Source organism: Muricauda brasiliensis (assembly GCF_003057865.1).
In the GTDB taxonomy this organism is placed as follows: domain Bacteria; phylum Bacteroidota; class Bacteroidia; order Flavobacteriales; family Flavobacteriaceae; genus Flagellimonas; species Flagellimonas chongwuensis.
Genome location: NZ_QBTW01000001.1, coordinates 184,046 through 209,002 on the forward strand (window position 1 = coordinate 184,046; position 24,957 = coordinate 209,002).

Annotated in this window: 16 protein-coding genes; 9 read left to right on the top strand and 7 right to left on the bottom strand. The window is 41.0% G+C overall.

All coding sequences use genetic code 11. The features are described from left to right. The first annotated feature begins 23 nt into the window (after positions 1-23). Entirely contained in the window at positions 24-1,142 is a 1,119-nt protein-coding gene (locus DCK90_RS00805) for a THUMP-like domain-containing protein (protein WP_313790871.1), read from the top strand. Here the strand turns inward: DCK90_RS00805 and DCK90_RS00810 are convergent. The 4 genes from DCK90_RS00810 to DCK90_RS00825 form a co-directional block, all read right to left on the bottom strand. Then, the gene (locus DCK90_RS00810) at positions 1,139-2,014 is read right to left on the bottom strand and encodes an alpha/beta hydrolase (protein WP_234414542.1); all 876 of its coding nucleotides are present in this window, start codon (positions 2,012-2,014) and stop codon (positions 1,139-1,141) included. The two genes, DCK90_RS00805 and DCK90_RS00810, sit on opposite strands and share 4 nt — an antisense overlap. Positions 2,015-2,078: 64 nt before the next feature. Further along, on the bottom strand, positions 2,079-2,804 hold the full coding sequence (locus DCK90_RS00815; protein WP_108244276.1) for a M15 family metallopeptidase: 726 nt from the start codon (positions 2,802-2,804) through the stop codon (positions 2,079-2,081). Positions 2,805-2,809: 5 nt separating this feature from the next. Beyond that, positions 2,810-3,532, bottom strand: coding sequence for a carboxylesterase family protein (locus DCK90_RS00820; RefSeq protein WP_108244277.1), 723 nt, complete (start codon positions 3,530-3,532; stop codon positions 2,810-2,812). A 12-nt stretch (positions 3,533-3,544) separates the two neighbouring features. Then, on the bottom strand, positions 3,545-4,066 hold the full coding sequence (locus tag DCK90_RS00825) for a 5' nucleotidase, NT5C type (RefSeq protein ID WP_108244278.1): 522 nt from the start codon (positions 4,064-4,066) through the stop codon (positions 3,545-3,547). A 236-nt stretch (positions 4,067-4,302) separates the two neighbouring features. On the opposite strand from DCK90_RS00825, the gene DCK90_RS00830 reads away from it, so the two are divergent. From DCK90_RS00830 to DCK90_RS00855, 6 genes are all read left to right on the top strand, one after another. Continuing rightward, positions 4,303-4,782, top strand: a complete 480-nt coding sequence (locus DCK90_RS00830; RefSeq protein ID WP_108244279.1) for a CAP domain-containing protein — start codon at positions 4,303-4,305, stop codon at positions 4,780-4,782. 217 nt (positions 4,783-4,999) lie between these two features. After that, positions 5,000-8,017: an Ig-like domain-containing protein gene (locus DCK90_RS00835; protein WP_108244280.1), complete on the top strand. Its 3,018-nt coding sequence runs from the start codon at positions 5,000-5,002 to the stop codon at positions 8,015-8,017. A gap of 30 nt (positions 8,018-8,047) precedes the next feature. Next, the gene (locus tag DCK90_RS00840) at positions 8,048-8,971 is read left to right on the top strand and encodes a PorP/SprF family type IX secretion system membrane protein (RefSeq protein ID WP_108244281.1); all 924 of its coding nucleotides are present in this window, start codon (positions 8,048-8,050) and stop codon (positions 8,969-8,971) included. Between the two features lie 11 nt (positions 8,972-8,982). After that, positions 8,983-10,932 carry an OmpA family protein gene (locus DCK90_RS17150; protein WP_108244282.1) on the top strand — a complete coding sequence of 650 codons (1,950 nt, stop codon included), beginning with the start codon at positions 8,983-8,985 and terminating at the stop codon, positions 10,930-10,932. Between the two features lie 202 nt (positions 10,933-11,134). Beyond that, positions 11,135-12,013, top strand: a complete 879-nt coding sequence (locus tag DCK90_RS00850) for an aminotransferase class IV (RefSeq protein ID WP_108244283.1) — start codon at positions 11,135-11,137, stop codon at positions 12,011-12,013. Positions 12,014-12,050: 37 nt separating this feature from the next. Continuing rightward, entirely contained in the window at positions 12,051-13,340 is a 1,290-nt protein-coding gene (locus DCK90_RS00855) for a M20/M25/M40 family metallo-hydrolase (RefSeq protein WP_108244284.1), read from the top strand. A gap of 67 nt (positions 13,341-13,407) precedes the next feature. On the opposite strand, the gene DCK90_RS00860 is transcribed toward DCK90_RS00855, so the two are convergent. The 3 genes from DCK90_RS00860 to DCK90_RS00870 all read right to left on the bottom strand — a co-directional run bounded on the left by DCK90_RS00860 (position 13,408) and on the right by DCK90_RS00870 (position 22,003). After that, a complete protein-coding gene (locus DCK90_RS00860) occupies positions 13,408-16,743 on the bottom strand; it encodes a VCBS repeat-containing protein (protein WP_234414544.1) in 3,336 nt (1,111 codons plus the stop codon). Between the two features lie 289 nt (positions 16,744-17,032). Beyond that, complete coding sequence (locus DCK90_RS00865; RefSeq protein ID WP_108244285.1) at positions 17,033-18,796, bottom strand: RagB/SusD family nutrient uptake outer membrane protein; 1,764 nt, start codon at positions 18,794-18,796, stop codon at positions 17,033-17,035. Between the two features lie 3 nt (positions 18,797-18,799). After that, entirely contained in the window at positions 18,800-22,003 is a 3,204-nt protein-coding gene (locus DCK90_RS00870; RefSeq protein WP_108244286.1) for a SusC/RagA family TonB-linked outer membrane protein, read from the bottom strand. 462 nt (positions 22,004-22,465) lie between these two features. Between DCK90_RS00870 and DCK90_RS00875 the strand changes: the two genes are divergently transcribed. Together DCK90_RS00875 and DCK90_RS00880 are read left to right on the top strand one after the other, a co-directional pair. Further along, positions 22,466-23,182 (top strand): NUDIX hydrolase, encoded by a 717-nt coding sequence (locus DCK90_RS00875; RefSeq protein ID WP_108244287.1) that lies wholly within the window; start codon positions 22,466-22,468, stop codon positions 23,180-23,182. A 68-nt stretch (positions 23,183-23,250) separates the two neighbouring features. Next, positions 23,251-24,957: a GMC oxidoreductase gene (locus DCK90_RS00880; RefSeq protein WP_108244288.1), complete on the top strand. Its 1,707-nt coding sequence runs from the start codon at positions 23,251-23,253 to the stop codon at positions 24,955-24,957.

A 24,957-nucleotide genomic window follows, 5' to 3' on the forward strand; every position in this document is an offset into this window, starting at 1 on the left:
TAAAAAATATTTCAACTGACATCGTGTCAGTTTTACTGGCGAAACCTATTTTTGAAGGAATTCTGCAAAAAGAGCTAGCCGAGCAGATTGAAGCTAAGAAAAAGTGCAAGAACAAACTCCCTACGTGGTTCCGAACGGCCAACATTTATTATCCGAACAAACTGAATATTGAGCAAACCAGCTCAGAGACAACCGCAACATATAAAGCTAGGTTAACAGATGGAAAATCACTCTTGGATGTTACCGGAGGGTTTGGTGTTGACAGCTACTTTTTTTCCAAAAGAATCACCACCATTTTTCACTGCGAAATCAACAAGGATTTGAGTGAAATTGCACACCATAATTTTAAAGTTTTAGGACAAAAAAATATTGAATGTCTGGCTGAGGACGGTATTGAATTCTTAAAAAATTCCTCCTATAATTTTGATTGGATATACGTAGATCCTTCTCGAAGAAATGATGCAAAAGGAAAAGTATTTTTGTTGGAAGATTGTCTGCCCAACCTACCCGAACATCTCCCCTTACTTTTTCAAAAAACCCAAAATATACTGGTAAAAACTTCTCCGCTTTTGGATATAAAATTGGGTGTTGAAGAATTGAATTTTGTGAAGGAAGTTCATGTGGTCGCCGTTCAAAATGAAGTAAAGGAACTTTTGTTTGTTTTGGAAAAGGAGTACCATGGAAGTATCAAAATAAGAACCATTAACGCAACCCCGGTACAGGAAGAGACCTTCGATTTTAAACTGGAGCAAGAGCAAGATTCCCAAGCTGATTTTGGCAAACCATCATCCTACTTGTATGAGCCCAATGCCGCAATTTTAAAATCAGGAGGGTTCAAATCTGTTGGAAAAAGCTACAACCTTGCCAAATTACATCCTCATTCCCATTTGTACTCGTCGGATAAAATCATCGACTTTCCCGGCAGAAGATTTAAAATCATCAAAGCACTGCCTTACTCAAAAAAATCAGTTAAATCAATGGACGTGGCCAAAGCAAATATTACGACACGTAATTTTCCCATATCAGTGGCCGAAATCCGTAAAAAACATAAAATAAAGGATGGTGGGAACAGATACCTTTTCTTTACCAAATCCATCGATGATTCATTGTTAGTATTGAATTGCGAAAAAATACAGGACTAGTCCAGATTGGCCATCCAATCAAAAAAGAGGTCTATCCAACCTTTCAACTTTTGGTCCTTCAATGCAAGAGAAAACCCATGGCCACCTGTTGGGTACACATGCATGGTAGTCGGAACATTGTGCTCCCTCAAAGCGTCAAAAAACATGATGGAATTTTCCACGGGAACCGCACCATCATCCATTGCATGCAGTAAAAAAGTAGGCGGAGTATTAGCTTGCACATGTTTTTCGTTGGATAAATAATTCACTGATTCATCAGCTGCATCCTCACCCAGCAGCGAAACCCTGGAACCTGTATGGGTACTTGGCACCCCTAACGTAATCACAGGGTAAATCAACGCCATGAAATCTGGACGGGCGGATAAATCATCAACTTCATCCTGCCTTTTGTAAACACTTTCATTATAGTGTGTCCCCAAAGTTGAGGCCAAATGCCCGCCAGCAGAAAATCCCATTATTCCAATTTTTTTGGAATCGATGTTCCACTCATCGGATTTGGACCTGACCAATCTAATAGCGCGTTGCGCATCCTGTAATGGGACAACATGTTTACCTTCGGAAATGGATTTGGACCCGGGCAATCGGTATTTTACCACAATGCCAGCTATCCCCTTTGTCGTCAACACTTTGGCTATATCGGTTCCTTCCCAATCGTATGCAAGACCAGCGTATCCGCCCCCTGGGAAAATAATCACTGCCTGTCCGGTCATGTTTCTTTTTGAGGGTAGGTATACTTCCAAAGTAGGTTTTTGAACGTTTGTCACCCAAAGAATACCATCATCAGATTTATTTATTACCTCTTCTTCATTAGATTGATGTTGATTAGGTATGGATTTTGGCCAAAGTGGCATTATGGTATCTTGTGCCGACATTCCAACTGAAATTAATATTATAACTAAGGTTGATTTTTTAAGTGTTTTCATAAAGTTGAAATGGTTATTGATTACATTCCCATTTAAAATTGGCCACTGGATCATTGGAGGCTGCGGATAGATTGTAATGCCACCACTCGGTTCTTATGGACCAAAAACCATGTGCTTCCATGGTTTCTTTAAGTAGTTTCCGGTTGTCCAATATATCTTGTGGCAAATCCATGTTATCGTGATAGGCCCTTTTTCCAAAGTAATCAAAGTCAGTCCCCATATCCAGTTCATTGCCGTCCATGTCCACTAACGTAATGTCCACGGCCCCACCCTTATTGTGAATAGAGCCCTTATCAGGATTGGCAACATATTGGGGATTGGGCACTATTTCCCACATTTTGTATTGTACGGAGTTGGGTCGGTAGCAATCATAAAATTTGATTTTGACACCTTTTTCCATAAAATCCTTATTGGCCTGTATCAATGCTTTTGCTGTTTTTACGCGGGTATAACATTCGGCACAATCGTAAACCTTGGCCTTTAGGAAATTATTCTCCGTGGCATAGCGCATATCATAGGTGAAATCCCCGCTAAAGTCGGCAAGCCTTACAAATAAGGTGTCGGCCAATCCATCAAAGGTTTTTAGGGCTGGTTTGGTCCTTTTATCCGTTGAATCTTTTAAAACTGAATCCAAAACCATTTTCGTTTCCACATCCACGGTATTGTTTTGATCGGTCTTTTTTCTTTGATTACAACTTATGGTAAGAAGAATTGAGAATAAAACAATTGAATATTTCATAGGGTTTATTTAGTTCGTTTTTTGCTGGCCAACCATGTATACAATGAATCTGTGGTGTATGCTCTGTCCCATGCATTATGGCCAACGCCCTTATATCTTGTATAGCGAACATCGTATCCCATTTCACGTAACTTATCGACCATCTTATCGGACTCCTCCACATTGATTACATCGTCTTTATCCCCATGGAAAACCCATATGGGCATTTCTTTGTCTATCCAATGGGCGTAAGGCAGGGGCGTCATGCCGCAGACCACCGCCATGGCGGCAAACTTTTCGGGGTATTGGGTCGCCAGCTCCCAAGAGGCACTACCTCCCCTACTCAATCCTGTTAAATAAATCCTGTTCTTATCCACCCGGTTGGCTTGCGTTACAGAATCCAACAATTGGACGACCGCATCGGTATTCCACCACTTTTGTGCATGTGGGTTCTGTGGGGCAAGTATTAAAAATGGAAATTGTTTGCCCTCAACCAACATTTTGGGCGGGCCAGTATCTTTGATTTCCTCAACATTTCTGCCCGACTCACCTCCTCCATGAAGAAAGAGCAATAGGCCGAATTCTTTGTTTTCGGATTTAAAATAATCCTCAGGATAGTAGAGGTAGTATTTTAAATGTTCTTTGGTAACGGTTTCCAGCTCATCTTGAACTAAATGGGATTGTCCGGCGCAGGCCTGAAGCATCAATACTGCGAAAAAAATAAAAAACCGGGATAGTTTGTTTTGCATTGTAATTGCAATTTACAAAAGTTTCTCCGCTATATCCTTCCAAGTATCCGCTCTCTCAAATGATGTGACATTGGTATTATGGGGAGAGGTAAACATAATTGACCTACCATCAAAAAAATCAAGGTTTTTGCTTCTATCATCTATAAGGACATCGCCTTTTAAAATATGTTTGTTTCCGCACAATATTCTATTTTGCCATGGAATAAATGGAAAATGTGTATCCAGCCAATCCGATTTTTCCCGTAAAGATTGTGGAAACTCCATCGCTGCGGATGCTATGTAAACCTCGTGTTTCTTGCTTAATTCTTCGAGTACTTCTTGACTGTCGGGCATCACCTTTAAACCGGCAAAAAATCCATCGCGCCTTGTATGGCCTTTAATGGATTCTTGATGAATTTCGGGAACGGTTTGCCAAAATTCCTTACCAAAACAGTCCTGAATTTTTACTTGGGCGTTAAACTCCTGATTGTAAATTTCCAGATGGGCGGTATAAGCATCTGCAATAACCTCATCCATATCAACAAAAATGACCATAGAAGTAGTATTTAAGTTGTGAAGTACGCAAAAACTGAATAAAAAATCAAAGTTTTCCACAATTCAAAATACAACTTTTACAATTTGGTCATAAGGCTATGATCAACCGATGAAATACCGGTTTAAGAATAGCTTAACGCAATTCAACGTCAAATAAAAACTGTTCAAAAAACTCCTTAAAAACCATATTGCCAAGCATTTATTGCTCAATACTTTTGCACCCGAATTTTAAGATTATGAAAGGATTTAGCAGAATATTAGGTGTTTTAATGGTGTTTACTTTTGTTGTTTCTTGCTCCACAGATTCTGTAGAGGATGTAGAAACTTTTCACTACGAATCTCAATTATCACCCATGGAGATGGAGATTCTTGACCTTGTCAACCAGCATAGGGATTCAATTGGTTTGAGTACACTTGAATTTGACAAAATTGCCTACGATTTTGCTATTGAGCACACCATGGATATGATTGATAAAAATAAAATCAGTCATGATAATTTTGACCGAAGATCCTCTGACCTTACCATAGCGGCCAAGGCCAACTACGTATCAGAAATTGTTGGACGAAATTTTGTTACGGCTAAAGGTGTGGTCAATGCCTGGCTAAAAAGTGATTCGCACCGAAAAGCAATTGAGGGTAATTATAAGTTCACTGCGGTAAGTGCAAAATTAAATGACAAAGGTGTTTTTTACTTCACCCAAATGTTTTACAGATAGTCTAACTCCTGCTTTATTAAAAATATTTTCCTACATATTTTTTATCAAAATATTTAATATCTGATTTCCCCGTATTACTAGATTTTATGCGTATTTACACGAAAACGTTGAATATCAGTTATTTGTTCATTTTTCCTATTTAATAACGAGTTTTTTCCTACAATTTAAAATATTTGACATATAATTACGTTTTAAACAATAATTAAAACATTTTTTTATGGATCAAGTATTACTTTACTTAAAAAAGTGCTTATTTACTATTTTAATCTTGTCTATTAATTGGACAGTAGGAGCACAAACCTTCGCGACAACCGTCAATAGCGAAAATGAAGTTGACAATTCTGCTAATGCAATTGACGGGAACCTTTCTACCCAAGCCACTATCAGGGCAAGCTCAGGCCTTGCTCTTGGTGCAGGAGCTTATGATGGACATTTAGAGTTAGAATTCCCATCTACATTACCATCGAATACACAATCGTTTGTTAAAATTGATACAGAAGATGACCTACTGCCTTCGCTTTTGGGAGGTAGTTTAGGGGGACTATTGGCTGATGTCCTAGGAACGGTCCTTATAGGAAATCAAGAATTTACGGTAACCATAAGTAACAATGGCGCCATGTTACTACAGGAATCATCAGGAAGTAACAATGCTTTTTCGTCAGATCAACTTAGAGTCGTAACGGATGCCAACAACGATTTTTTTCTGGCCATATCCCCTAGTGCGGATTATAACCGCGTCAGGATCGATAACCAAATAGGTGCTATCCTTGGTTTGTTCAACACTCGGGCTTTGGATGTATTCGGAGCTTTTTCCGGTAGTGACCCCAATGTATGCGGAACACCAAGCTACACCTCCTTTGATGGGAGCGGTCTTTCCTTGGACCTATTGGGATTGGGAGGGGCCGGTGTCACAGATTCACACTTGGCCATAGATGGTGACCCAAATACAGCTTCCGAAATAGGTCTCGGTGTTCTCGGTGTAGCTGCGAGCATTGAACAAACTATATATTTCGAATCCCTTTCCCAGTCTGGTGACAATTTTTATATCCAACTCGCCATTGATCCATCACTATTGAGCTTGGGATTGGCAAACAACATACAGGTTATTGCACAAAATGGTTCTAACTCACCTACCTTTAACGGAAGCCTTTCCTCATTACTGGATTTGGACCTTTTAGGGCTTTTGGAAGCAGGTCAAGTCGCTACCATACCCATAGATCCCGCTGGTCAGGCCAATCGAATTACACTTCGCCTATCGTCGCTATTAAATGTTGACATTGCACAATCCATCAATCTATATGAGGTTTTTCGTGCTCCTGCATTGCCCGATTTGGATGCCGATTCCCAAGATGTAAGCATCTGTTCGGGGGAATCTGTCGATTTGATAGCGACAACGGTTGGTGGGGCCGAGGTGAGATGGTACGATGCACAGACTGGTGGTACACTTTTGGCTACGGTAAATTCAGGTGACCCATATACAACCCCTGTTTTAACATCCAGCACTACCTATTTTGTTGCTTCTGCAGATCCAGCATGTCCAGAAGAATCACCAAGAATTCCTGTAGAGGTAAATGTCGTGGATATTCCTACAGCCGCCGATATAGACATTTCTGGAGATGAATCACCTATATGTTCATCCAACGATGTGGTACTGATCCCGTCAAGCGATATTGATGGAACATACACTTGGTTTTTCGATGTCAATGCGACCAGTGAAATTACCGATGGACTTACCGTTGGTTCGGTCAACTATTCCATTGACCCCCAAGATGGATCACTCACTATTACCGGACTAGATGAAGCTGGTAGCCCATACAACTATTTTGTACGAGTGACCGAATCATCCGCAGGCTGTGAAAATCCTGCTGGAGATCTACAATCCACAACAGTGGAAATTGTGGACTCGGGAGCAAGCATCTCCATAGATGCCACACCAGAAATTACACTAGATATACTGGCGGATATTTTTCAACTGGACCCTACATTTAACGTCTCGGGAAGTATAAGTGGCGATGCCAGTCCTGGTGATGCCATTATCCTAAACGTAAACGGACAGAGCTTTAATGGCGTCTTGGATACAAATCTGGATTTCAGTGTAGACGTGAATGGTATAGACCTATCCTTGGATGCCAACAGCACCATTGATGTATTTGTGGATGCCGGCCTATGTACTCTGACCGGAGGCATCGAAATAGACATCCCTGATTTGATCATCGATGATTTGGTTCAGACATTCTGTGCATCGGACAATCCCACCCTACTGGATTTAGTGGTCAATGTGAACGATGTACTCTTCTTTGATAGTCTTGATGCTGACCTTGCCCTAGACCTTAGCACACCCTTGGTTGATGGCGAAGTATACTTTGCTGGAATCTTGGATGTTCCCATTGAAGTACTTGTACGTGTAGGCATTTCAGTAAACCTTATTGATCCCCCGGCTCCAACCACTAGCGAAACTGAACAAACTTTTTGTGCAAGTGAAAATGCAACACTGGCTGACCTTCAAGTCAACGAATCCAGTGTCCTGTTCTATTCGGATGCCGAAGGAAATAATCTTCTTGACCCATCCACACCACTTGTAGACCAAGAATCCTATTTCGTTTCCAATGTAAGTCCAGAAGGCTGCGAAAGTACATCGTTATTGGAAGTATCCGTGCTGGTGGAAGAAGGGGAACCAATTACCGTTAGCGGCCAATCCGAGGATACGTGCTTGAATGAAGAGTACACCTATACCACCGAAAGTGGAAAACAGAATTACACATGGACGGTTACCGGAGGCACTGTTGTTGATGGTGGCGGCACATCCGATGATTTTGTATCCGTTACTTGGAACAGCCTTGATAATAATTCCATCAGTGTAGCATACGACGATCCTGTTTCTTGTACATCTACAGATTCATTTCAATTGGATATTGCGACCATAGAATGTGGAGAGGTATTGGATGAGGAGTTTTGCCTACGGGTATACAATGAGTTTTCGCCCAACAATGACGGCTTCAACGATTTCTTTGAAATTGAATGCATTGAAGACTACTCCAATACCATTGAAGTTTTTAACAGGAATGGAAATACTGTGTTCAAAGCGGTCGATTATCGCAACACTTGGAACGGCATAGCAAATGTGAACGGAATCCTGAACAAAGGAGACCATCTTCCTTCTGGAACATATTATTATGTGATCAACATTCCAGAACTGGACCGGAACCTTGTAGGCTGGTTACAACTCGCCCGATAGTCCAAATATTAAAAATCAATTCCATCAATTATGATAAAGAACATTCAATATAAAATGGTTGCTTCTCTGTGCATAGTCTTGGCTCACTTTGGCACAACAGCACAGCAAGCCCCACAGTACACACAGTACATGTACAATACCACTGTACTCAATTCCGGATATACCGGTACATCTGCCAACTTCGAGGCAAATGTCCTGTACCGCTCGCAATGGGTAGGTTTGGACGGGGCCCCGGAAACCCAATCCTTTACCGTTCAGGGAAGGACTGGTGAAAAAATAGGGCTCGGATTAACAGCGATCAACGATAATATCGGAGCATCCAACAATGTTCGCGTAAACGGCCATTTTGCTTATGAACTTACCACCGGGGCAAGCACAAAACTATCCCTTGGAATCAATGCAGGTGCCGATATCCTGAGCATTGACTGGTCCAAAGGGGTCTTTAATGACGATTTGGACCCTGTTTTTAGCGAAAACCTGAACAAGACAAGGCCCATCGTTGGGTTTGGGGCATTCTTTTATAGCGACCATTGGTATTTGGGAGCTTCGACAGATAACTTTCTGAACTCAGAAATATACAATGATGATGACCGTGAAGTAACCGATAGAAAAAGTCAATATTATTTTATGGGAGGCTATGTGTTTGACCTATCCCCATCCTTAAAGTTCAAACCAGCACTGCTTACAAAACATATAGCAGGGGCACCCCTAACAGTGGACATCTCGGCCAACTTCTTGATTCAGGAAAAAGTGAACCTTGGTCTGGCCTACAGATACGACGATGCGCTAAGTGCATTGGCCGGTTTTCATTTGGGCAGCAAATTCTTTATTGGCTATGCCTATGATTACTCTTTGACAGGACTCGAAAACTATAATGATGGGTCCCATGAAATCATTCTTAAGTTCACTGTTTTTGATAGGAGCAAAAGAGCATTATCACCCCGATTCTTTTAAAAAACCGCATCATGAAAAAAATAATACTACTCATAGTCCTCGGATACTCAATTGCAGGTATCGCACAGAGCAAATTGGAAAGGGCTGACAAATACTTCGATGAGTTCAAGTTTGAAAAGGCTATCGCTCTTTACCATGATCTTGCGTCGGAAAGCCGAAAAACATCCACGCACGTAATCCAGCGTTTAGCCGATGCCCATTTTAATATGAGCGAATACCAGAATGCAAAGGATTGGTACGTGAAACTCTATGCCATGCAAGGACAAAATGTTGGCGAAAGCAACATTATAAAACTTGTGCAATGTTTAAAAGCCAGTATGGAACCCGAAAAAGCTGATCAGTTGCTCAAGGACTTTTATTCTTCCGATCAAGATAGGTTGAACATGATTCTGGCACAAAAGGAACAATTGGAGAGTCTTAAGGAAAAAAATCAAAAGTTCGAAATCAAAAAGTTGGCATTTAACAGTAAAAAATCCGACTTCGCCCCGGCAATGTTCAACGATATGCTCGTTTTTGCATCGGCAAGGGACACTTTAAGGTCCAGCGGTAAGATATATCCTTGGAACAATCAACCTTATCTGGATGTGTACCTGACCAACCCGAACGTTGCTGATTATGTTCCAGAAAAGTTCTTGGACAACATGGACTCAGATTTCCACGACTCCAATGTAGCCTTCGCTCCGGGGTCACAGACCGTATATTTTACCCGAAACTACATTAAAAATAACAAGTTGAACGCCAACAACGATGGTCTATCCAATATGCAAATCTTAAAGGGTAGTATTTATCAGAACAAGCTTATTGAGGTTACATCACTATCGTTCAATAGTAAAGATTATTCCTGCGGCCATCCTGCAATAAGTCCGGACGGTAAATTCCTATACTTTACCTCCAATATGCCCGGCGGATATGGGCACAGTGATATTTATATGGTAGAACTCGGAATGGACGGGAATGCCATATCACCACCAAAAAATTTGGGGAAACAGATAAATACCAAGGGGCGTGAAATGTTCCCCTTTGTAGATGGTGATACGCTTTATTTTGCTTCTGATGGGCATTATGGCCTTGGTGGGTTGGATGTTTTTGGCTCCACTATTTTATCGGAAAATAAGTTTGATTTGCCCAGTAATTTGGGTGAGCCCATCAATGGAAACATGGATGACTTTTCCCTTATCTACAATGCTAAAAAAGACCTTGGCTTTTTTGCATCCAACCGATTCGGAGGCGCTGGGGATGACGACATTTACCAGATAAATAAAGCCAAACCAGTGGACTGCCTAGTATATTCCGGCTATGTCTTGAACAAAAATACAGGGGATCCCATACCTCTTTCCAAAATTGAACTTTACGATGGCGCAACTGGATTTGTAAGTGCGCTTCAAACGGATGGTAATGGCTACTTCAACATTACGCTGCCTTGTAACAAAGAGAATAAACTTGTATTCTCTAAACCCCGTTTCACTAAAGAGGAAGTAAGCATCATTACCGGAGAAAACCCTCAAGAACCCTCTGAAGAAAATATGATATACCTCACCCCTTTCGAAAGCTTGGTCGTAAAGGAGGGAGATGTTGAAAAAATTAAGGTAAACCCCATTTATTTTGAATATGACAAATCGGATATCACCACTAGAGCGGAAATAGAGCTGGAAAAAGTGCTCTATGCCATGAGGGAGTTTCCAGGCATCAAAATAAAAATCGAATCCCATACCGATTCTAGAGGTAGTGACCAATATAATTTTAAGCTATCGGACGATAGGGCAAAATCAACCATGAGATATTTAATATCCAAGGGCATAGACCATGATAGAATCGTAAGCGCCGATGGTTATGGGGAATATCGATTAAAAAATAGATGCTCCAACGGTGTCAAATGTAGTGAGCAAGAACATTTGCTCAATAGGCGTTCAGATTTTATCATCGTTGAAAAAAATGAAAATATGGAGAACGTCCAAAGATAATGTAAGTGGTAATCCAATTGTGGCCATGGATATGATTTTGAAATTTTATAAAGGTCAATCCTCATAATTCCCCTAGTCAAAACCAAGTATCCATAGATAATGGGCACTTGGTTTTACTTTTGGCAAATATCCACTACCTTCACACATTACAAATACGTAGGGGGATACCAAATGTTTTCTTTACGTTAAAAACCAACCTTGCATGCTGCCAAAAGGAAATTTTCCCGAAAAAGTCTTTTTGAATGGAGAAATCGTATCTGCCGAAGATGCCAAAATATCAGTTTTTGATCGAGGTTTTTTGTTCGGAGACGGCATTTACGAAGTTATGGTACAATTGGAGAACGGTATATTCTACAAAAAGGCCCACTTGGACCGATTACAGGACAATTTGAATAAAATCGGTATATCCTACGATGTCAAAAATATTGATGATGCATTGGAACCACTTCTCAAAGCCTCGGGTCTAACGGAAAAATCTTGTTTGATCTATATGCAAGTAACCCGTGGGACAGCTCCAAGGAAACACTCCTACCCAAAAGATGTTCCTGCAAGCGTGATGATGTATGCGCTTCCCTATGTACTTCCCACCATCAACCTAAAACATATAAAAGCTATCTTGGAGCCAGATTTTAGATGGCATCGATGTGATATTAAATCCATCTCCCTGCTGGGAAATATTATGGCCAATGAAGCTGCAATGAAACAATTGGCAGATGAAGCTGCATTGGTACGTGATGGCATGATTTCGGAGGGCTCGCACACCAACATCTTTTTTGTAAAGAATGGAACCATGATCACTCACCCTGCTGACAATCATATTTTGAACGGCATTACAAGAATGATTGTGATAGAACTTTGTCAAAATCTTAATATTCCAGTAATCGAAAGACCTATTGCCGAAGACGAAATTAAACACATGGACGAAGCATTTTTTACAGGTACCACGACCCAGATAGCATCCATTGCCATATTAGGTGAGCATCAATTTTATGAAAACGACAATATTGGCAAAATCACAAAAAGGCTTCAAGAGGCATTTGCCAAACTAAGAAGCATGGACACATCACAATCAAAACTCTAAAGTTTACCCTTTGAAACGAACCACTAAAACTTCAATTATGAAACAAATCACCTTAGGCCTAGTTTTGACGTTTGCTTTATTTGGCCATACAATGATGGCTCAAGAAATCGAAAAAAAGTATTCCAAAGAAGTAGAACGCTTGACTGAGAAAAAAGAGGTCGGGCAAGCTTTTGATATCATAAGGTCACAAAAAGACCAGACCACTGAAGACCTGATTACCTTGACAGAGGTCTTGGCCCCTCCATTTATGGAAGACGAAAGAGGCAAAGTTTTTGCCAAGATGTTGGAAGAAGCCGGAGTGGATAGCCTGTGGACGGATAAAGTCGGAAATGTAATCGGATTACGAAAAGGAACTTCCGGTGAAAGGGGCTATGTGGGGATTGATGCTCATCTGGACGTTGTTTTCCCCGAAGGAACGGATGTTACCGTAAAAAAGGTAGGAGATACCCTTAAAGCACCTGGAATTGGTGATGATACCAGAGGTCTTGCGATGTTGATCAGTATGCTAAAGGCCATGAACAAATCTGGAATAAAAACCGAAAAAGACCTGCTCATTGTTGGCTCTGTCGGCGAAGAAGGTCTCGGTGACCTCCGAGGCATGAAATATATGTTCAATGAGTCCGGATTGGATATTGATTCATGGATAGCTATTGATGGGGGAAATCTCGGCAGGATAAGCAATGCTGGATTGGGCTCCAAAAGGTATAAATTGCTCATCAAAGGAAAAGGTGGCCATTCTTGGGGGGCTTTTGGACTGGCCAATCCTCACCATGCTTTGGGCAAAGCCATCGATATCTTTTCAAAAAATGCTTGGGAATATACTTCTGGCGACGTTACTAAAACAAGCTTCAATGTGGGCAGGATCGGTGGAGGAACTTCCGTCAATTCAATTCCGTTTGAATCGTGGATGGAAGTGGATATGCGAGCCATTGACCCTAAAAATCTTGATGAAATCGAAATCATTTTCAAGGAATCCGTGAAAAAAGCAATTGCAGCGTATAATGCCAGCGGTGTGCGAGGGAGAGTTACTTACGAACTTATTAAAATTGGCGACAGGCCATCGGGAGAATTGCCAGCTTCCCTGCCCTTGGTCCAGAGAACCATGGCAGCCACCAAGTTCTTTGGAGAAACCCCTAGACTGGGTCGTGGTTCCACCAACATCAACATCCCTGTTGCCAAAGGAATACCCGCGGTCTGCATTGGTCGAGGCGGACAAGGTGGTGGGGCCCATTCCCTACACGAATGGTACTTGAACGATGAGGAAGGAGATGAGTCTATTCAACTAGCCTTATTGATTACATTGGCTCAAGCAGGCCTTAGCAAATAGCATATAAATAAACATGGTTTGTTCTTTTAAGTGAGCAAACCATGTTTATCTAGTTTCGACTAAAAAGTTATTTTGTTTTGGTAAACACCAAAGCCTTGCCCCTATTTTGTGTTACCACAATGTAAGGGTCTCCCCCTCCAGCTCTTTCCACCTGTACCATATCCTTAGCGTCTCCGGTAACCTTAAAACCACTTTCCTCGGCATTCTTAAATTCAAAACCTCCTTTGTTATCGCCTAGCAATATTCCTCCATTGAAAGCATCATACCTTCCAATGAAAGCCTCATTGCCAAAATCGTTCCCTATCATTAGAATGTCGGTCGCAGTGTTTCCTGCATTAGTGGTTATCATACATTTGATTGGTGCCGATTGTGTCTCCCAAGGAAGTTTTCCCATTTTAAATTGCCCAGTTCCATCATTTTCAAAATAGGTGGTTTGGTCATGGTTCGCCATGAGCTCATCTGCTCCTTCGAGCTGTTCTGGAGTGAACAGGTTATCCTTGGTAGTTTTGGCATACTCCCTAAAATAGTTGAATTTTTTTCTGAACAGGGGACTTTGCCCTATTAGATCACCCCAAAAATTAACTGGATAGGGGTTGTAAACGGTATCGCCAAAATTGCCTTTAAAGTAAGCGAACATTATAGGGTCAATGGCTCCATTATTATCAAAGTCTTTAGCTAACATGGTAACCGGCCTTTCCTGTGATGGCTGGTACAAATTGTTTTTTCCTAAGTTTCCAGCAATCAAATCCACATCACCGTCATTATCAAAATCCTGAGCCAACACACATTCCCACCATCCGGAAAGTTGTTGCATCCCGGTTTGATCCATCTTTTGAAAAGAGTCTTTTTTATTTATAAAAACGGTCACGGGCATAAACTCTCCCACCAAAATCAAATCCTTTAGATTATCATTGTTCAAATCGGCCCATTTGGCATCGGTGACCATTCCAGGTTTTCTAAGCTCTTTGCTATAGGCATCGGTCACATCGACCAGTTTTCCTTTTTCATTTTTCAACAGATAGCAATCATCTGGTTTTGGATATTGGGAAAAAGGAGTACGCCCACCTATAAATAAATCCACGTAGCCGTCACCATCAAAATCCTCCGCTTCCACTACGGAACCACTTGAATTTATTTTTGGCAATTTATCCGTTGATCTTTCGAATTTTCCATTTCCTTGATTGATCATAAGGTAATCTTGATAGTACGGTGAGTCCAAATCGAACTCATTACTACCCGCCACCATGTATATATCCAGGTCACCATCGTTGTCCAGATCAAAAAGGGAAATACTTGTTTCCTCCCGCTTTTTGTTACCTTCATCTTCGAACAAAGGTTTTCCTGTAAAACTCCCATCTGAATTTTGGGTAAAAATCATAGGTGAGTACCCAGATGAGCTTCCAACGATAAAGTCCTCAAAACCATCACCATTTATATCGCCCTTTGCTAAACTTGGGCCATTTTGGGTCAGTTTGTGCGGAAGGGTTGGCTGCACATAAAAATCGGCCTTATCCATCTCTTTGTGAACGTAGTCAACACCAATCTGGTCAGAAATTTCCTGATATATTGGCTTGGTTTGTTTAGGAGCCAAAGGAAATGCCAGCTCTTGTCGGTCTATGGATTTGGACTCGCTATGATCAATGGTCAACTTTTGATTGACCTCTATATTTTTTATTGTTTGATATCTCCCATCGGGCCATAACACTTCGAGCGATTCTATTGTTTTTTGCGGTCCAAGACCAAAGTGTGCCATACTTTCCACAGTGGATAGGTACCCCCTATTCAACTGATGCTCATAATACTGGAAAGTTCCATCTGCAAACCGAACCGCCACTTTTGTTCCAAGACCTGCGGTATTGGATTTTGGCCCTTTTAGGTTTAGTTGCAGGTAATTGTTGGTGCCTGTTTGCTTACTTTCCAAATTATTCTTGAACAGGAACGCTTCATCATTAATGTTGCTCACCACATAGTCCAAATCGCCATCACCGTCCAAATCGACAAATGCTGCCCCATTTGAAAATGATGGTATGTTTAAGCCCCATTCTTTGCCTACGTCCTTAAATTGCCCATCACCTTCATTGCGATAAGCATAGTTAGGTATTTTTACAACAGGGATGGAATCCAAGATTTGGGCCGTGCTCAAATACTTTTGTACATTAAAATTGAACTCACCAAAATCGAGATCGGTTATATCCCTTGGGAAGCCGTTTGTAATCAATAAATCTTTGCGACCATCGTTATCGGCATCAACAAAAAGTGGCGACCAACTCCAATCCGTTTTGGCAACACCTGCCATAAGGCCAATTTCGCTATAGGGCATATTGGGCCCTTGGCCCATTTGAAGCATGTTACGCATATACTGATAGTCGTAACCATACTTGTCGTTCATGTAGTAATCGTTATAATTTGTTGCCTTGATGGTAGTCTTTAATCTATAATTTGTTTCACCGAGCATATCCAAAGTGAGAATATCCAAGTAACCATCGTTATTAAAGTCGGCAACATCGGAACCCATGGAAAATTTGCTTTGGTGTTTTACATATTCCCCTATCTTATCGGTAAACGTTCCATCTCCATTGTTTATATAGAGGATATCGTTGCTCAAGTAATCATTGCTTACATAAATATCGGGCCATCCATCGTAATTGAGGTCGGATACGGCAACACCCAGTCCATAACCTTCAATGGTAATGCCAGCCTCCAATGTTACATCGGTAAAGGTATTGTCACCATTGTTACGATATAGACGGTCGTTACTTAAAGACGAACCGTCGGTTATTTTTTCTCTGTAATTGGCAGGCAAAATATGTATGTCTACATTATTAAGCACATAAAGATCCAAGAGACCATCTTTGTTGTAATCAATAAATGCAGCGTTCATGCTGTTACCTGTATCAGCCACGCCATATTCTTTTGCCATTTCTTTAAAAATAGGGACTCCATTATCATCCACACCTTGGTTGATGTACAATATATTGGCCTTCTCTTCAGGACTTTCATACATCGCCGCGCAGACATAAATATCAAGAAGTGAATCATTATTGATATCGATTACCGCTGCCCCTGTCTTCCATTTATCCAATGCCTCGACACCTGATGCAGCAGAAACATCCTTGAACTTGAAATCTCCTTGGTTAAGGTAGAGTTTATTGGTGACCTGATTTCCTGTAAAAAAAAGATCAGGCTTGCCATCATTATTAAAATCGCCGACTGCTACACCACCTCCATTGAAGATATACTCACTGGTAAGAATATTAAAGCTGTCGGTCTCAACTATCTTATTATTGAATGATACACCAGAGTGATTGGAAGAAACCTTTGAAAACAAAGTATTCTCTTTTTTCTTTGAGCAAGAAGCAATCAGTAATAATGAAAGTGCAATGAAAATATAACTTTTATTCACTGTGCTGAAGGTTTTGATGATTAACCAAAATTTTGATGAAATTTCGACGGCTTTAAAGCATTTGTCTCCGTTCCATTGAAAATTTGATGTGTTTATGTTGATGGATATACCCAATTACTAAAAATACAAATTCGATTTTTCCATCTTACCTATCTATGATTAATATTGATTAAAAACGAATTAATTTTTAATTAATAAGGTTTGTCCCTAATTAAAATAGGTTGCCAATAAAATTGACAACCTATCTCTCTACTCGAATTAAATTAAACTAACTCAGGTCTACTTATCATTATTGCCATAGAGGGCTCTGTTCCAACACATTCCCACTTTGGTCAATAGCATTGATAGGAATAGGGAACAAATCATGTTTTGGTTGATACTCATTGAATTTTGAATCATAACCAGCTTGATCTAAATCCTCTGCTTCGTTTTCTATATAGGTATTGATTGTTTCCATAGCATTGCCCCATCTTCTTAGGTCGAACAATCTATGTCCCTCCATACCTAATTCCAAGCGACGCTCAAAACGTATTGCCTTTCTAGCAAAGGCCTGATCGGGAAAGGATGCATAAAGCTCTATTTGATAATTGGCCGCATCTGTATCTGGAACAGGATCATCGTTTTCATCCAAGGCCTGTACATATGTCATGTTCTTTGCCCTCTCACGTACCCTGTTCACATATTGCAATGCCAAAGGCAAGTTTGGACTGGATTGTTCTGCAGCTGCTTCAGCCGCCATTAATAATACATCGGCAAAGCGCATAATGTTATAGTTGATACCTGACCAGTCGGATCCCCAACCACCCGTTCCGCGGTTGGCACCTACTTCATCTGCTTGGTAAACGTTCTTCTTGGGCAAATAAGGTCCTGAGATATCACTAAAAGTTGCCCTGATCCAAGCCTTTCCTGGATTACGTCCAAAACCATTATAATCGATTCCTCTACGGGAAACTGTGTAATCCAACCTTGGATCTAATGGTCCTGTATGAGGTGTAAAGTCCGTTGGAATTTCAGGTGTCTCTTCATTGTCATCATGATCATAAGTGGAGTTGATTCCGTAATCACTGACTACATCGGTAGCGGCATAAGTGTCCAATAGCGGCAATCCTGAGCCATCTGTCTGATATGCATTTACCAAATCTTGAGTTGGCTGATAAAAACCACAACAAGTACCCAAGGGTCCTCCACCTGGGAAATTTAATGTACCGGCACCGTTACCATTAAACGAACGTCCATCATCGGATGCAAACTGAATGGCAAACATTGATTCAAGACTATTTTCTCCTGCAGCGTTAAAGTTGTCTACAAACTCTGTATTTAATGTGTATGGTCCATTATTGATAATATCATTGAACAAGGGCAATGCCTCGTCATATTTGCCTTGGTACAAGTATGCCTTTCCTAAAAAAGCCTTGGCCACCCAAGCGTTTGCTCTACCAACAAGTATTTCATCATCCAACCTTTCTATGGCAGCTTGAAAATCAGCTTCTATTTCGGCCCAGATAGGTCCAGGATTGGGTTGATTGAATTCTTCATTCACCAAATTCTCTACAGAAATAAAGGATGGATATCCATAGAACTTTTGAAGCTCAAAATTAAAATACCCTCTTAAAAAATAAGCTTCACCTGCTTGTCTTGTAAAGTCTTGGTCCGTAATCTGATCTATCAACGCCAAAACCGCATTACTCCGGTTTACACCGCCATAAAGCGCACTCCATCTTCCTAAAAACCAGCTATTACCGGTTTGCCAGTCCAAGGTTTCTACTTGGAACAAGGCCGTGTTGTCACCATCGGTACTTCCACGGTGCGCATCATCGGAAACTACATCGGCCCACCAGTTGTCACCACCAGCGGCAACTCCCTCTCCTTGTCTATTTACACGCTCACCATCCATGGCCGAGTATGCAGCGGTCAGCTTCAGCTCTACACCGGTTGCGGTCTGTAAATCCTGATCCGGTATGTTCCCGGTAGCCGATTTCTCCGTAAAATCATCTGCACAGGCCCATAGCAATAGACCCATCAGCATTGTTGAAAATATTATCTTCTTTTTCATTTTTTAAAATTTTAGATTAACTCCAAAGGAATAAATTGCAGCCAAAGGGTAATTGTTGTCCGAAACCCCTATAGTAAGGTTATCTATGGCTCCCCCATCAAGTCGTGGCTGTAGTTCTGGGTCTACTCCATCGTAACCTGTAATAGTAAATAAATTGGTTCCTTGAAGATACAAACGAACACTGTCCATTCCTAAGTAACTTGAAACCTCTTCATTGAAAGTATAACCTATTTGAAGGTTTTTCAATCGCATGTAGGAACCATCCTCTACAAAAAATGAGTTCGCCGCACCTTCATTGTTTGTGATACTTTGGCTAAGTGCCGGTAATTCAGCGTCTAGATTGTCCGGAGTCCAAGAATCCAATACTCTGACACTTCTGTTTGCGTTGAAAAAAGAAGGGAAATCGGTGTATACCTTATCATTATTGAAGATATCGTTTCCTTGTGAACCTTGGAAGAATGCGGACATATCAAATCCTTTGTAACCCATTCTTAAGTTGATACCATACGTGAAATCCGGGTGAGGAGAACCAATAAAAGTTCTATCATCATCATTTATAGTCCCGTCTCCATTAATATCTCGATATCTAAATCTACCAACACCATCTGCATTAGTAGCAAACCCTTGGCTTGGCGCATTGGCCACTTCGGCCTCAGAAGCAAAGATACCATCAACGATTCTACCATAGAAAGAGGAAATGGGTTGACCTTCTTGTGTTCTGGTTACAGTTCCCGTAGTTCTAAAACCACCAAAACCTGTTTGGAAAGCACTGATTAAATCAAGTACTTCGTTCTTGTAATGTGAAAAGTTAACGTCGATACCATAGTTAAAGCCAGAATCGGTTTGATCTGAAAAGCTTAAAGTGGCATCCACACCTTTATTTCTAAATGAACCCAAGTTTACATAAGGAGGGGCTGCGTCCAAAGCAGTGGAACTATATAAGCTACCATCTTGATTGATCAAATCTTTGGTCGTAATGGTAAAATATTCTGCAGAAAAGTTCAGCTTATTGTCAAAAAAGCCCATTTCAATACCAAAGTTGGTGGTCTCTGAAGTTTCCCATTTTAAATCTGGATTTCCAGCTGCTGACAATATTGCTCCTTGAGTTATACCTGCAGCACTTCCATTATAGGCATAATTTGCATACTGCTCACTTAATATAGAGAAGTTTACTGTTGGGTTGTCCACTGGTAAGCTTTGGTTACCCAACTGTCCCCAAGATCCTTTCAACTTTAATCTGCTCATAAAGGAATCAGTTGGCCAGAAGTTTTCGTTGCTCACGACCCAACCTGCACTGAACGAAGGGAATATATCGCTCTTATTGTCTCCAATAAATCTTGAAGATTCATCACGACGAACCGTTGCGGTCAAAAGATATTTGCCGTCGTAGTCATAGTTGACCGTACCAAACACAGAGAACAAAGATGATGCGTTATCATAGGCATAAGCCACGTTGGGCGCACCTCCACCATTGCTCAATAAATAATAATCAGGTCTTTCATAAAAATAGTCGGTTCTAGAAATCTCCTTTCCTTTACCATGGTTGTCCAATGCTTCAATACCAATAAGGGCATTAATACTATGATCTCCAAAAGATTTGTTGTAGTTCAATGTGTTTGTCCAAACCCATTCGTAAGTATCTTGATCTGCTTCGGTCAAGGTATTTGTGGCAATAGGCTCGGAAGATTCTGGAATCAACGCTCTGAAACGTCTATCGTTATAAGCCCTGATTGATCCACCAAATGAGGTTTTGAACTGCAATCCATCCAAAATATCAACTGTTGCATAAATATCACCGAAAACCCTGAAAGTCTTAGCAAAATTGTCTTTCTGTCTTGTGGCCTCCGCAACAGGGTTGTTAGGATTGGAAAGACCTGTATCGTTACTGTAGTTACCACCAAAATTACCATCGGCATCATATACAGGCACCAATGGTGACATTCTTTGTGCAAAATTGAACCAAGATTGCCCTCCACTTCTGTTATCAAAAGAAATGTTGGCGTGTTCTCCTATTCGGATTCTATCTCCGACTTTAAACTCCGAGTTCAACCTTACGTTTCCTCTTTTGAATCCTGTGTGAATCTGGATACCTTGACGGTTCAAATAACCGGCAGAGAAAAGAAATTTGGATTTTTCGTTACCGTTTTCCAACGTGATCGAAGCATTTTGGGTGATGGCACTTCTATAAATTTCATCTACCCAGTCAGTTCCATTTGGAGCAACATTCATGGTAACTGGCACACCTTGGATAGTTTCTGGCACAACAGGAGTTGGGCCATTTCCATACTGTGGATGAGAAGGTGTACCACCATCATTCAGTATACTTTGCCAAAGCATTTGTCCATGCTGGGCAGGCGTCAACATTTCAGGTAAATTGGTAGCTACGGAAAAACCTGTATACATATCCAAGGACACCCTAGCCCTATCCAGATTATATCCGCCACTCTTAGTTGTTACAATCACAACACCATTGGAAGCTCTTGCACCATAAATAGCGGCTGCACCATCCTTTAGTACGTTCATTTGCTGAATGTCCGCTGGGTTGATCGAGTTCAAAATACCAGGGTCATCCGTTTGGACACCATCAATAATATAAAGTGGGTCGTTACTGTTACCAGAACCGAAACCCCTTATACGCACAACAGGAGTAGATCCTGGCTGCCCATTATTGGTTATGGTAACACCCGCAACCCTACCTTGTAAGGCCTCTGCTGCGTTTACCACAGGTGTTTTGGTTGCTTCAGCAACATCAACCGTTCCTACGGAACCTGTCAATTCACCTCTGGTCTGCGTACCATAACCTGTTACAACCACCTCATCCAAGGCAGCGGCATCTTCCTGCATGGTCACATCCACAGTAGAATTACCGTTTACAGGAATTTCTATGGTTTTAAACCCTACATAAGAAAAGATTAGAGTAGCATCGGAAGCTGCTGTAATGGAATAGTTTCCATCAAAATCTGTCTGTGTTCCATTAGTGGTACCTTTTACAATAACATTGGTACCTGGCAAAGGTGTTCCAAAATTATCCACAACCGTACCCGTTATGGTTAATTGGTAAGGGGGCGAAGTAGCATCACCCGAGTCCGGGGCCGCTGCAAACGCAGATCCACCCACCAACATCATTGTCATTGACAAAAAGAATGTCTGAAAAGCCTTTAGGGCACCAGACAACCTTGTCAAAACTTGAATTCTGTTTTGATTCATAGATAGTCTATTTAGTTTAGTTATTTCTAATGATCTCGACCGTGCATATTGTCTCAATCAGGAACAATAATAGTTATTTTTTTATAATTGGCAATATTTTAACAGTAAATATTGAATATGACAAAATCTATACTTTTAAAATATAAATCTGGTAATCCTAAAAAAACGTTAATTATACTGGACGTAGAGCGGGATGGCAATTATGGCAATGAAATATTCTTCTGCTCAGAAAACAAAAAACAAACAAATTAGTCCACCTATGTTACAATTATAATATATCTCTCCTCCAGTCTGAAAAATGTTAGCAAACATTAGATAAAGAATAAGCTCCCGACTAAATTATAGTTCATGTTCAGTAATTATTTCAGTATCTCCCCTTTATATTGTATCAATTTGATACAATAATGCCCCTGTTTTTTTATTTTTATATTTTTTTAGTGTAAATTTTGCGATGTTTACAATATGTTGCCTTCAGAAAACAAATACCTAACCAACGTTTCTTTTGATACCGTAATCTTTGGTTTCACAGGGGAAGAACTAAAAATTTTGGTGCTCGAATACCAGAATACAGGTTTATTTGCATTACCTGGTGGCTACATTAGAAGAGATGAAAACTTATTGGATGCTGCCAAAAAGGGCATTATGAGGCGTACAGGTCTCAAAACAATTCACTTGGAGCAGTTCCATACGTTTGGAAAGCTGAACAGGTCCAATCCTGAACCATCTAAAAGGATTGCCAAGGGCCTGGGCTATGAGATGCCGGATGATCACTGGGTATTGGATAGGTTCATTACCGTAGGGTATTACTCTTTGATCAATTACAATGAGGTTCGCCCAACACCTAACAAGTTCTCCGATTCCATAAATTGGTATAGCATCAACAACCTTCCTCCTTTGATGATGGACCACGAGGAAATCGTAAAAAAAGCATTGGAGGCCATCAGGACCGACCTCGGTAAAAAACCTATTGGGACCAATCTTTTGCCCGAAAAATTCACCATGAAAGAATTACGAAAAGTATACGAGGCCATTTTGGACAAAAAACTTCGACGGACTACTTTTCAACGTAAAATTCTAAGTATGGACATCCTTATAAGGCATGAAAAACTCTATACCGGAGCGGCCAACAAAGCACCTTACCTTTATAGCTTTGATAAAGAAAAAATTGAAAAGCTATAACCCATTGAACAACGTCCATTAGAATTGAGCAAAAATTATAACCTTTAAAAGCTAAACTAAATACCAAAATGCCAAATTTTAATATTGATGCCGACCCAAAACAAACATATGATGCCATTGTAATAGGCTCAGGTATAAGTGGAGGTTGGGCAGCCAAAGAACTTTGTGAGAAGGGATTAAAAACCTTAGTTCTTGAACGTGGCCCCGTGGTAGAACATCCAAGTGACTATACCACCGCTAATTTGGACCCATGGGATTTGGAACTTCGCGGCGGCCTTACACCGGAACAAAAGGAAAAACATTATAAAGCTATAAGGTCTGGGTTTATAGGTCAGGACACCGAACATTTTTTTGCCAACGACAAAGAAAACCCATATACGGAGGTTAAGCCATTTCTTTGGATACGGGGACACCAAATGGGAGGTCGCTCCCTACTTTGGGGAAAACAAACCTACCGTTGGAGCGAAATGGACTTTGAGGCAAATGCAAAAGATGGACATGGGGTGGATTGGCCCATTCGCTATAAAGACCTCGAGCCATGGTACACCTACGTGGAAAAATTTGCAGGAATCAGCGGAGAGGCTCTTGGCTTGCCACAACTGCCGGATAGCCACTTTCTCCCTCCCATGGAATTGAATTGTGTAGAAAAAGATATCAAAAAACGTATTGAAAGGGATTTCCCTGGTAGACATATGATTATTGGTAGGGTTGCCCACTTGACCCAGCCCCTGAACGGAAGGGGGCAATGTCAATATCGAAACCGATGCAGTCGAGGTTGCCCGTACGGTGCATATTTTAGCAGTAATGCCGTAACGCTTCCAGCAGCGAACGCAACAGGAAACCTTACTTTTAGACCGTATTCCATTGTTCAATCCATAATGTACGATGAAAGTACAGGAAAAGCATCCGGGGTGCGCATTATTGATGCCGAGACCAATGAGGACATTGAGTTCAAGGCAAAGATTATTTTCTGTAACGCCTCAACGTTGAGTACAACTCAAATTCTACTGAATTCAACCTCAGACCGTTTCCCGAATGGTATGGGTAATGATAGCGGAGAACTGGGCCACAACCTTATGGACCATACTTATCGTGTTGGTGCCTTGGGAAAAGTTGAAGGCTATGAAGATAAATATTATAGTGGACGTAGACCCAATGGCATTTATATTCCGCGCTACTGGAACATTGATGAAAAATCAAAAACCGACAAGTTCCTTCGAGGTTTTGGTTTTCAAGGTGGAGGATACCGAATGGGCAATAGTGAAGCTGCCAACCGCAAGGAATTCGGTGGCGACTACAAGGACAGTATCATGAAACCCGGACCTTGGGAATTTTTCATTACAGGATTTGCAGAATGTTTGCCCTATCATGACAATAAGGTTTTCCTTAATAAGGAAGTTACAGATAAATGGGGGCAGCCTACCCTATCCATTGATGCCGAATATAAGGAAAACGAATTGGCCCAAAACAAACAAATTCAGGAAGATGCCGTGGAAATGTTGGAAAAGGCGGGAGTTAAAGATGTAATTGGTTTTGACAACGAGCACGAACCCGGATACGGTGTCCACGAAATGGGAACGGCACGAATGGGACGTGACCCAAAAACTTCCATTTTGAACGGTACCAACCAGATTCATGCGGTGAAAAACGTATTTGTTACCGATGGGGCCTGTATGACCTCCAACTCCTGCGTAAACCCATCTTTGACCTATATGGCACTCACGGCACGAGCCGCTAATCATGCCGTAGAAGAACTTAAAAAACTCAACATTTAA